Source organism: Gilliamella sp. M0364 (genome assembly GCF_016100565.1).
Classification (GTDB): domain Bacteria; phylum Pseudomonadota; class Gammaproteobacteria; order Enterobacterales; family Orbaceae; genus Gilliamella; species Gilliamella apis.
This window is the reverse complement of the sequence record NZ_JACFSF010000001.1, coordinates 437,953-449,943: the sequence shown is the minus strand read 5'-3', so window position 1 is coordinate 449,943 and position 11,991 is coordinate 437,953. Positions and strand designations below refer to the sequence as shown.

Here is an 11,991-nt window from a genome sequence, read left to right as displayed (position 1 = left end):
GGGGAGTGTAAAGAAATATACTTCCCCTATTATTTTCTATAAATTAGTTATTATTAATTTTTGCGGTAACTAAAATATACCTTGCCAAACTGAGATAGGGTTCAGTTTGGCAAAACTGTTTTTCAATTTCTAATAATTGTTCAAAATGTGTTTCGGCTTTTGACTTATTGGTTAAATAGTCATGGAATATCCTAATTCCTGTTTTATTGGTGATCTCAAAATTTTGTTGGTTCAACCATTGATATACTTGATTTGGATCGCGGGGATAATCAGGTGATAAGGTTTTCTTTTTGCGTTTGGCCAGTCCCGATTGAGTGTAACCAAAATTACCTAAAGTTACTGTTTTAAATAATAGCCCGTGGTAGTTATAAAACATTAAAGATAAATAGCCATCTTGTTTAAGATGTTTCTTTAAAGATTGGATTATTTGGATTGGCTCAGCTACCCATTCTAAAACAGCATGACAAATCACAATATCAAATTGCGTTTTAATGAATTGTTCGAGATCTTGAATAGAGCAATGAATAAAATTTAAGCTTAGATTTTCTTTATCGGCTTGCTTTTTTGCTAATTCGAGCATTTGCTCAGAAATATCACAAACAGTAATATTATGGCCTAATCTTGCTAATCGACAAGCAATCTGACCTTGTCCACCGCCTGCATCTAAAATAATTAATGGTTTATTTGTTGGATACTTAGCTAATATATTTTCTAGCTCTTGCCAAACGATAGCTTCGCGAATCTTACCTTTGTTTGTTCCATAAATATTTTTAGCGAATTTATGGCTGATATCATCAAAATTACGATCGATTTTAGTCATAGTAGATAATTATTATTTTAATAATTTTTTATTTAATTTAGTCGCTTCTAAATTAATTTGGGCAATTTTTTCTGACATCAGTTGATAGCACTCTTCCATTAATATTCTAGCATCTTCTTTACGTAGATTCTTAGTTTCAATTGGCGGAAGCATTTCAACGATCATATGACCATTATTAAGGCGGTTAAGTTTTATATTATTGGTATCTGATACGCAAATCGGCACAATAGGAACGCCAGCGGCTATAGCAGCTTTAAAGGCACCAGTTTTAAATGGTAATAATCCGCGTCCACGACTACGAGTACCTTCCGGAAACATCCAAATTGATATTTCACGTTTTTTTATCTCTTTAACGACGAAATTAATGGTATCTCGGGCTTTTGATTTATTGTTACGGTCAATTAAAATATTGCCGGTAAGGTAATAAAGTTGCCCAAAGAAAGGGATCAGTGCCAGACTTTTTTTGCCGACAGTGACGGTTTTCGGTTGTACAATATCAGCGGCCACAACCATATCATAATTATTTTGGTGATTGGCGATAAATACACAGCTACCTAGTTTTTCAATTTCAGGATATTTACGAGTATCAACTTTTACCCCTAATATTGGTTTAAAGAAAAAACTAAAAAGATGGGCAAATCTAGCCACATTTTTGGGATTGCGAGGATTGAATAAACAAAAAATAACGCCTAGTACACAAGTTATAATACCAATGAATAACACACTGATTAAGCGAAAAAGAAAAACCATAATTTACCTCATAAGTTAACTTAGCGTATTATATACGTAATCTATATGAATATACAGTTTGTTAAATATCGCTTTAAAGGATGTTTATGCACGAATCAACTATCATTTGGAATGATAATCAAATTCCAATTTCCCGTTACTTTGATGATGTTTATTTTAATACTGACGGTGCAGTAGATGAAACTCGTTATGTCTTTATTGAAGGGAATTGTTTATATGACAGATTTTTACAACATCAGCAAGAGACGTTTACTATTGGTGAAACTGGTTTTGGTTCTGGTTTAAGTTTTTTAATTACTTGGCAAACGTTTAAACAATTTAGACGAAAAAATCCAAATAGTAATTTGAAAAAATTAAATTTTTTTAGTGTTGAAAAATATCCTTTATCTGCCAGCGAAATGTCAAAAATTCATAATAAAGTTATTAATCACAATGATGCATTATGGCCACTAGCTAAGCAATTACAAGATTCTTTAAAAGGATCTGATGTTGATAGCTTAGAAGAAGTGAATTTATTGATATGCTATGACGATATAAGCTGCTATGCCGATTTCTTAGTTCAACAAAATAGTTTTAATGATGCATGGTTTTTTGATGGTTTTTCGCCAGCCAAAAATCCAGATATGTGGAATGAATCCCTATTTAAACATTGTTATCAATTAACAAGAGAAAAAGGAACCTTTGCAACATTTACTGCAGCAGGTTTTGTCCGACGTAATTTAATCAATGCTGGATTTAATGTCGAAAAACGTAAAGGATTTGGTAAAAAACGTGAAATGCTAATCGGCCAAAAAATCTAAATTAGTTCGCCAATTTAATTTTTGGCGAACTAATAAGAATTAACTAATATTAATTAAACTCGAATTGGTAGATTAGATCTAATGTTTGCGCAATACCAGAAGCTGCTTCAACATATAAATTTGGCAATAAACGATAGCGCAAGGTAAATGTCGCTAGTGAGTCGAATATACCTACACCATATTTTAATTGTAAATGAGGTAATATATAACCACTTACTACCACTTTTGAATTATTACCTGCCCCTTGAGTGTCTAAAGAAAGATTCTTAATGCCAAATGCATTACCAATATCACCGATGAATTGTCCTGTTTTGGCGGTTCCAACACCAACTAAAAAGGCGGTCATCATATCATTATCGCTTTGATCAGAACTATCAAGACCTTGACCTCGAATTAGGTAAGAGAGCGCTTCTTGTTGTGACATAGCTGGATCAGAGAAAATCTCAATTTTAGGATCTGTTGATGATCCCTTAACTCGAATACCAGCAGTAATATTACTGTTATCCATGGAATCAGGATTACGAATGGCTTCTATATCTAACATAGCTTGGTCCGTTGGACCAGAAAAAGTGATAATGCCTTTATTAATGATTAAGTCTTGACCATAAGCATGAAATCGACCGTTAGGAATTAATATTTCACCATGTAAATCTAGTCCTTTATTTGTCTGTGTCGCAATGAGTTTACCTTTTAATGAGGCTTGCAAACCAAAAGCATCTACCGTGACTTTATCACCGATATTGATTTCAATATGGCTATTAATTTTCATGCCAAATTTTTGAGCTTGAATCTGTTTGTGGTTTCGATCCAACATGACTTCATCAGGTGACACGTCAATACTTGATGGTGGAAGTGAATCAACGGTGATTTTGCCTTTAGGTATTGAAACTTTACCAAGAATTGTCAGTTCATCTTGTGTTGCTTCTATTTTAATATCTGGAATGACTGACATGACAATCATTGGCGGTACAGAGACATCCATGGCTGAACCATTAACATTTAATGTTGCTTGCCATTTTTCTAAATTATTCCAGCTAGCTTGACCATTAATATTAATGTTTCCTGATTTAGTGGCCAAAATTCCTTTCATTGTCGAAGTTTTGCCATTGAATTTAATATCAACCATAGCAGATTTGATATCGATTGGTAATTGGTTAGATTTTATGTCGCTATGTTTTAAATTGATACCGCCGGTTAAGCTAGGATCCATTAATGAACCAGAAAATTTAACCATTCCATTGATGGCGCCATTAGCATATTCATCTTTACTCAATAGCGGATTAATAATTGCTAGGGCTAAATTATCAATATTGAGTTGACCACTTAAATCTTTTTTTCCAGTTGGATCATTTATGGATAGATCGCCATTTATTTTGCCTAATTTATTTAAACCAAAACGCCAACTTAATTTAGCCTGCTGTTCATTAAAGTCAGCATTGATATTAAACAGATCAAATGGAATTGGTAAAGCTTGATTACTTATCATCTGTTTAATATAAACTCTATTGCTGGTTATATTGGCTTTAATACTCGGAATTTTGCTAGTATCATCGAATTTAATATCTGCTTTGCCATTAATAAAACCATCAATTTTAGTTTCACCATCATTGGGAATAGGTAATTTGGCAAGATCAATATCTTTTAATGTAATAGATGTCTGGTTATTGTTAGCTATTGATAATGATTTATCTAAACAGATACTAGAATTATTGCTACGCCAACAATGTGCCCCTATAGTTGGAACCTGGCTAGTTAAATCATATGATAGAGAAATAGGTTTAGCTAATTGCCAACGATTATTATTAGCTAATGTAAGTAAACTATGCGGTATACTTGCGGTCCAATTATTATGTTGTTTATCTAATTGTCCATTTAATGTTGTTGCCATCGATAATGGATTACCTTCAAAATTTATATTTAAAGAGTGACGAGCTTCATTGCCTGATAGTTCAATATTAGCTTTTTTAATACTTTGGTTAGCGATATCGATATTTTGACCAATTAGCTTCAATTGTCCACTAAGTTGATCTGTGTATTGGATTTTGCCTGATAGATTGGCTTTCGCGATTGAAATATTTTCATAAGTTAAGTTGCCGATATTGATATTACTTTCGATAACTGGTGAAGTTTTACTACCTGTCATCTTGACATTACCAATAATTGTGCCACTTAGATTATCAACCAATAATGATAAAGTCGTTAAATTAAGTTGGCTATTTAAATTTCCTTTATCCGTTGAACCATTAATATTTAATTGATTTTTACCCCAAAGTAGAGATAAATTTTTTGCTGATAGCGTACGATTAGAATCAACAAATAGGTCACCATTAGCTGAAAAATTAGCTTGCTTAATGTTACCTTTCAACTGTATCTCAGGAATATTTAATTGCCATAAATCACCTTCGAGCATACCCGAAGTTTTTAGTTGGCCGGCTAAGCGAATAGGGAAGGTTGGTAACTCTTTAATAATATCGACATTATTAAGGTTAATACTCGCATCCCATTTAAGTGCAGTTTGCCAATCTAGTTGGCCAGTAAGATTAATATCGCCTTGCGGAAACTTGATATTGGCATGGTCGAAAGAGGCAGATTGGTTGGTCCCAGCACCAACAATATCAACAGACGTATCAGGTAAGCCATCTCCCTTAATCAAACCTTTAGCTAGCATATTATATTTTTGCGCATTACCATTTAAGCTTATAGCAAAATTATCTAACTGATATTGTGGATCTCCTTCAATTGGCCATTGAATATGTTTACCGTCTAATTTTGTTATTAAAGGCAAATATTTCTCAATAAAATTGATTTGTCCATCAATGGTAATTTGATTCAGACCAGCAATATTAGTATAAGTAAATAATTTACCTAATAAGTTTCCTGAAAACTGTCCATTAAGATGATTTTTTTCTGTATCGACCTTAACTGAAGCTAAAATAGGCCAATTATCGCCAAGTGTAATTTCACCAGATAAATAGGCATGTCCATTGACATAAGGCGTTGTTGCATTAGTGTCCACATGTTTGACCATAATATGATTATTAATCATCTCGGTTTTTATATTCACTTGGTTAAAATGATAATCTTGCCCAGCTATATGTAATAACCAATTATTTCCGCTTAAACTTGTGACATTAATATCGAGTGGAATACTAACCTGTGGTAGTGAATTTATTAAAGGTTGATTAAATAGTTGCTTAATTTTTTGATCAAGTGCTAAATCATCTTCAAATTTGTTGTTAGAGTTTTTTGCAGGGTGATCTGCAAATATTGCCTGTAAATCCATAGCAACAGCCGGGAATACATAGATTTTTTCGTTGACCCAGTTAGCTTTTCCTGTAAAGTTTGACATACCAAATTGCATATCATTAACTTTTACATTGACATCGGAAATATGGGTTTGTTTTAACTCAATAGGTAATGGCGTTTTAATTATTCGTCGTTTTTCTGATGTTGGTTCATCAGGTGAAAGTTGCAATTCATTAGTATTGATTACAACATTAACTCCATCAGCATCAAATTGTTTAACACAAATTTTTGTTTGTATTAAACATAAACCAGACAATTTGAATGTTGCATCTTTTACCTGTACATTGACACCAGGTAGTTCAAGTAACAACCCTTTAATATGTAAATCATGGAATGTACCTTCAACTTGGGCTATTTTTAATTCAGGTAAAAATTTATTAAGAACATAGGTAGTTAGCTTTACACCTAAAGATGTGTAAATCATTAAGATTGTAAAAGTGATAAGGAAAACAAAAATGGAAAGCACTACAATGCTGCGTTTTTTCCATTTACGTATTCGTTTTATTTTTTCAACCTTTTTTGCTCTTATTGGATTTTTTGCCATTTTATAATTCGCTTCCTAAACCAATATATAGATGTATTGAGCCTTTATCTTTTCTATTTAGTGGTGTTGCTAAATCAAATTTAATTGGACCGACAGGTGAAGCCCATCGAATACCCAAGCCGGTACCAGTATAAAATTTAGCTGTATCGACTTTATCTATTGCTTCACCAGTATCAACAAAAGCAGCACCCCACCAAGAGCCAGTTAAGTTATATTGATATTCGGCTGAGCCTGTGATCATTTTTGAAGCACCTTTAAGCTTACCTTTTTTATCTTTAGGTGAAATAGATTGATAACTGTATCCTCGAATACTGCGATCGCCACCAGCAAAAAATCTAAAAGAAGGCGGCACTCGATCAAAGTTACTAGCTTGGATAATGCCAAAATTACCTCTGGCTATAAAACGATGTGATTGTTTTATTGAACGAATCCAAGTTTGTTGAGCTTGAAAACGGACTAAATTAATATCAGAGCCTAACGATTCCGCTGCCCCTTCAACTGAATAACGTTGAGAATCACCCCACATCGATAATAGCTTACCGTCATTACGAATACGTGAAATACTTAGTGATGGATAGTATAAAAAGGTCTTGAACTTTGCATCCCCTTGAGTAAAGTCATCACGCAACATATTAAAACCAAGAGCAGTTTGCCAACCATCAAAATTATCCCAATTACGCAAAGCACCTAAAGTATACGAACGTGAATAAGTATCGTTATTATCAATTTTTTTATAACCACCTTGAATGGTATAATACTGTTCAATAGGCGATTTTTTTAAAGGTATTTTGTAGCTCATTGTAATAATTTGCTCTGGTGATGAGAGCGATAAACTACTTTGAAAACTATGTCCTTTACTATTGATCCAAGGTTTATTCCAGCCAATTTTGCCATGCACGCCATTATCTGTTGAAAAACCTAAACCCAGATCCATAGCATTTTTTTTACGAGGAGTGGTAACAACATCAATTGGTAGAGCTTTATCTGCAGTTAGATGTGGAAAATCTGGTGTAACAACTACAGAATTAAACCAGTTTGTCGAACTTAGTCGTCGATTTAATAATGACAACTGTTCAGCCGAATATTCATCACCTTCTTTAAAAGGTACGATATTGGCAAGATAATCTTGACGAATTTTAGCCTCAGGAAATTTAACCATACTAAACTTATAGCGTTTACCAGTATCAAAATCGATATTCCAAAATGCTTGATGGTCGTATTTAGATACGGCTAATTGATGGGTTGGCATTACTGCATCAAAATAGCCTTTTTTTAATGACAAGCTTTCTAAGCCTTTTTTAAATGCTTCATAAGTGCCGTGATTTAAAATTTCACCAATTTTAGGTAGTTGTTTAGCTAGTAACTCTTGAAAATCTTTATCTTGTTTACCTTCGCCATTGATATTGATATTTAATTGTTTAATTCTAACCGGTTCACCAGGCGATATTTTAACAACGAGGACTTTAGGATCACTTTCGTCATAATTGAAAGTAGGAGAATAATAACCTAATGCTCGAAGTGCTTTTTGTGCTTCACTTTCAAAATATCGCTTAAAATTAGGCGAATTATTAATTTTATCTGATGTGATTAACGAAATGCGTGCATCGACATTTTCCGCAAGTTCTCCCGATAATCCTTTAATTGATAACTTCATATCAGCATAACTTGATGCAGTCGTTACCATTAAAAGTACGCATAATGAGCGAGAAAATCGTGACACATACACCTCGATAAAGTTTAGGATTCAAGTAATTTTACATGTCCAATATATGGTAAATGGCGATAATGCTGAGCATAATCTATACCATAACCTACTACAAACTCGTCAGGAATTGAAAAACCGATATATTTTACTGGTACGGCAACTTCACGGCGTGAAGGTTTATCTAATAATGTACAAATCTCTATACTACGTGGATGACGTAGTTTTAAAATAGCCATTACCTTGCTAAGAGTATTGCCGGTATCAATAATATCTTCAACAATCAGCACATCTTTGTCACGAATATCTTCGTCTAAATCTTTTAAAATTTTGACATCTCTATTACTTACCACTGCATTGCCATAACTTGAGGCAGTCATAAAATCGACTTCGTGACCAACACTAATTGCTCGGCTTAGATCAGCCATAAAGATAAAAGAACCTCTTAACAAACCAACTAAAATAAGCTCATTTTGACTGCCTGCATAATCTTTACTTATCTGTTGACCTATTTCTTTTACCCGCTTTTGGATATCTTTGGCAGATATCATGGTTTCTAATGTATGTTTTTTCATTAATAATGCTCAGTATATATCTTAAAAAATCAGAACAGATTTTAGCAATTTTCACAGGTAAAAAGAATAACTAAGCAAATTTTTTATCAAAAATTAAAAAATGATTTATAGAATGCATTTTTAAATATTAAGTCAATCGTTAACTGTACTATGACAAGAGTGTTTATTTTGTTTTATTTCTAAACGCCGTTTTTTGAAAAAGTTGCTTAACATTGAGCTACATTCACTAGCTAAAACACCACTAGTTATTTGGGCAAAATGATTAATGCCCGTTCTGGAAAGAATATTGATATAAGAACCAGCTGCACCGGTTTTATAATCACTAGCACCATACACTACACGCTTGATTCGACTATGTATAATAGCACCAGCACACATAATACAAGGTTCAAGAGTAACATACAATGTTGTATTGACTAAACGGTAGTTGTGTAAAAATTGACCTGCTTGTTCAATTGCCATGATTTCTGCATGAGCAGTTGGGTTATGTTTAATAATTGATTGATTAAAACCTTCACCAATAAGTTGTCCGTTTTCATCAACAATTACTGCGCCGACTGGAATTTCTCCTATAGATTCAGCGCATTTAGCTAATTCTAATGCATGACGCATCCAAATTTCATCTGTCATGCTTTAACATTATAAATTATTTAGATTAAGTACATCACGCATATCATAAAGTCCAACTGGTTGCTTAGCAAGCCATAATGCTGCACGTACTGCTCCATTAGCAAATGTCATTCGGCTTGAAGCTTTATGACTAATTTCAACTCGTTCTCCGACATCAGCAAAAATTGCGGTATGTTCACCGACAATATCACCAGCTCGAATAGTGGCAAAACCAATTGCCCCTTTTGGTCTTTCTCCGGTATGGCCTTCTCGGCAATAAACTGCACGCTCGTTTAAGTCACAACCAAGTGCATCGGCAATAGCTTCACCCATCGCAAGTGCGGTACCTGATGGGGCATCAACTTTATGACGATGATGAGCTTCGATAATTTCGATGTCAGTATAATCCCCCATAATTTGGGTGGCTTTTTCAAGTAATTTAAGTACTAAGTTAACACCAACGCTAAAGTTTGCGGCAAATACAATTGCAATTTGTTGTGCGGCATTAGCAATTGCCTGTTTACCAGCTTCATCAAAGCCTGTTGTGCCGATTATCATCATTTTCTTATTTTCGACACAAAAAGTTAAATGTGCTAGGGTTCCTTCTGGACGAGTAAAATCAATTAATACATCAAACTGATCTTTTGCTTTTAGTAGATTATCGGTGACTTTTACACCACAAAGACCAATTCCGGCAAGCTCACCAGCATCACTACCTATCAATGATGATCCTTCTCTTTCGAATGCAGCGCCTAAAGTCACTCCTTCAATTTGAGATACCGCTTGAATGAGTTGACGACCCATTTTACCTCCAGCGCCAGCAATAGCGATGCGAATCATATTTGTTGACATATAACTTTCCTTACATTATTACCTAATACACATAAACAAATATTATAGCGGAAAACTATTAAGTTATATACCGACTAAAAAGCAAAATGTTATACTTTGCTAGTGATTTTTTATAATAAATATAGGATACCTTATGCGTTGTAAATGGTATTTTGGATGGAACATTGTGATTGCAGCAGCGTTGTTAACGCTGCTATCTAGCGGATTACGGATGAGTATGGGGGTATTCTTTTTACCTATCGCCAACGACCTACAGTTTAGTCGTAGTACTTTATCGAGTATTATTGCTATTGGTATGCTATTTTCTGGAATCGCGATGCCAATAGCCGGTTATTTAGTTAGCAAATATGGAACACGCTTTGTATTATTATTAGGTTCACTAATTATTATTATTTCGTCTGTTTGGGCCGCTAATATAACTGATTATTGGAATTTTTTATTATCCTTTGGTATAGCGTTATCTTTTGGTACCTCGTTTGTTGGTTCGGTAAGTTTTACGCCGATTGTTGTTCGTTGGTTTAGCAAACATCGTGGCTTGGCTTTATTTATCTTATCAAGTGGTAGTATGGCTGGCATTGCGGTTATGCTACCTGTATTTGCTTATTTTATTCCGCTTTATGGATGGCAAACTACATTAATAGCATTTTCACTATTTTTTATGTTGTTAGCTTTACCGATAGCGCTTTTTATTATGAAAGATAAGCAAAGTGATATAGATACAACTGAAAATAGTCAAAATATAAGATCAGAAATGACGTTAACTCAGGTATTAAAAACTCGACCGTTTTGGTTGCTTAGTTTTGGATTATTTACTTGTGGATTTAGTATGAATTTACTTGGCACTCACGGTGTCCCTATGTTAATGGATCATGGTTTTGATTCAATAACCAGTTCTTCTGCACTAGGCTTAATTGGTTTGGTGGCAATATTTAGTACATTAGTACTCGGCTATATTTCAGATCTTGTGCCACGAAAGTTTGTTTTAGCTATGATCTATTTTGTTCGAGGGATAGGATTTATAGCATTAGTTATTGCAGCAACGCAATGGCAACTCTATACCATAGCCTTAATAGGTGGATTAGTTTGGGCTGGTGCTTTATCTTTATCAAGTGCCATTTCTGCTGATATCTATGGTGTAAAAATTGTTGGTTTACTTTCTGGTTTAACTTACCTTGGTCACCAAATTGGTGCGATGATTGGTTCGTGGTTAGGAGGGTGGGCATATGACACATGGCATAACCACTTTATTGCCTTTGGCACAGCTAGCGCTCTATTGTTGTTAGCTGCACTATGTACCTGCTTATTACCTAAAATTTACAATAGTTAATTCTGACAATAATGGACGCAAGGGCGTCCATATTTTTTTATAGAACTTTTAATAATTCAACATCGAAAATTAAAGTACTATATGGGGGGATTGACGCGCCAGCACCTTGAGATCCATAAGCTAATTCTTGAGGAATATATAATCGCCATTTTGAGCCTTCTGGCATTAATTGTAACGCTTCAACCCAGCCTCGAATAACACCATTAACAGGGAATTCAGCTGGTTGACCTCGTTCAACAGAGCTATCAAATACAGTACCATCAATTAGCTGTCCAGTATAATGAACTTGCACTCGGTCAGTTGCTTTTGGATATGCACCAGTACCTTGTTTAAGTACTTCGTATTGTAAACCTGATTCAGTTGATTTTATGTTATCTTTTTTAAGATTTTCAGTTAAAAAGTCTTTTCCTGCTTGGGCAATTTTTTCTGCTTGTTTTGCTTTTTCTTTAGAAGCTTGTTCATGAACGTGGCGAAGAGCATCATGCAATTCTTGTAAAGGTAAAGCTGGTTGGTTACCACTTAATACATCTTCCATAGCTAATTTTAATGCATTAAGTTCTAAATTGCTTAATCCTGACTCTTTTAATTGTTGGCCAATTTGTAATCCAATTGCGTAACTTGCTTTTTGCTCAATGGTATCTAATTTCATTTTTTACCCGTCATTTGTTGATATAAAGTTGCTTATTATAGTGCATTACGATTAAAG

Annotated in this window: 10 protein-coding genes; 2 read left to right on the top strand and 8 right to left on the bottom strand. The window is 34.1% G+C overall.

Annotation, left to right across the window (positions count from 1 at the left end; translation table 11 throughout):
• Nucleotides 1-43: 43 nt before the first annotated feature.
• Entirely contained in the window at nt 44-820 is a 777-nt protein-coding gene (cmoM, locus tag H3U96_RS02055; protein ID WP_198195407.1) for a tRNA uridine 5-oxyacetic acid(34) methyltransferase CmoM, read from the bottom strand.
• A gap of 12 nt (nt 821-832) precedes the next feature.
• Entirely contained in the window at nt 833-1,570 is a 738-nt protein-coding gene (locus H3U96_RS02050; RefSeq protein ID WP_086356913.1) for a 1-acylglycerol-3-phosphate O-acyltransferase, read from the bottom strand.
• 86 nt (nt 1,571-1,656) lie between these two features.
• Here H3U96_RS02050 and mnmD point away from each other — a divergent pair, with 86 nt between their 5' ends.
• Nucleotides 1,657-2,370, top strand: a complete 714-nt coding sequence (gene mnmD, locus H3U96_RS02045) for a tRNA (5-methylaminomethyl-2-thiouridine)(34)-methyltransferase MnmD (protein WP_198195406.1) — start codon at nt 1,657-1,659, stop codon at nt 2,368-2,370.
• A gap of 49 nt (nt 2,371-2,419) precedes the next feature.
• On the opposite strand, the gene H3U96_RS02040 is transcribed toward mnmD, so the two are convergent.
• From H3U96_RS02040 to dapB, 5 genes are all read right to left on the bottom strand, one after another.
• Nucleotides 2,420-6,220 (bottom strand): translocation/assembly module TamB domain-containing protein, encoded by a 3,801-nt coding sequence (locus H3U96_RS02040; protein WP_198195405.1) that lies wholly within the window; start codon nt 6,218-6,220, stop codon nt 2,420-2,422.
• Nucleotide 6,221: 1 nt separating this feature from the next.
• Nucleotides 6,222-7,904 carry an autotransporter assembly complex family protein gene (locus tag H3U96_RS02035; RefSeq protein WP_174564998.1) on the bottom strand — a complete coding sequence of 561 codons (1,683 nt, stop codon included), beginning with the start codon at nt 7,902-7,904 and terminating at the stop codon, nt 6,222-6,224.
• A 53-nt stretch (nt 7,905-7,957) separates the two neighbouring features.
• Nucleotides 7,958-8,497 carry a hypoxanthine phosphoribosyltransferase gene (gene hpt, locus H3U96_RS02030; protein WP_198195404.1) on the bottom strand — a complete coding sequence of 180 codons (540 nt, stop codon included), beginning with the start codon at nt 8,495-8,497 and terminating at the stop codon, nt 7,958-7,960.
• Between the two features lie 132 nt (nt 8,498-8,629).
• Complete coding sequence (gene tadA, locus H3U96_RS02025; RefSeq protein ID WP_065651915.1) at nt 8,630-9,127, bottom strand: tRNA adenosine(34) deaminase TadA; 498 nt, start codon at nt 9,125-9,127, stop codon at nt 8,630-8,632.
• A gap of 9 nt (nt 9,128-9,136) precedes the next feature.
• Nucleotides 9,137-9,958: a 4-hydroxy-tetrahydrodipicolinate reductase gene (dapB, locus tag H3U96_RS02020; RefSeq protein ID WP_065651916.1), complete on the bottom strand. Its 822-nt coding sequence runs from the start codon at nt 9,956-9,958 to the stop codon at nt 9,137-9,139.
• Between the two features lie 133 nt (nt 9,959-10,091).
• Here dapB and H3U96_RS02015 point away from each other — a divergent pair, with 133 nt between their 5' ends.
• Entirely contained in the window at nt 10,092-11,285 is a 1,194-nt protein-coding gene (locus H3U96_RS02015; protein WP_198195403.1) for an MFS transporter, read from the top strand.
• Between the two features lie 37 nt (nt 11,286-11,322).
• Here H3U96_RS02015 and H3U96_RS02010 read toward each other — a convergent pair whose 3' ends face one another.
• Nucleotides 11,323-11,934 (bottom strand): FKBP-type peptidyl-prolyl cis-trans isomerase, encoded by a 612-nt coding sequence (locus tag H3U96_RS02010; RefSeq protein ID WP_065651917.1) that lies wholly within the window; start codon nt 11,932-11,934, stop codon nt 11,323-11,325.
• Nucleotides 11,935-11,991: the final 57 nt, after the last annotated feature.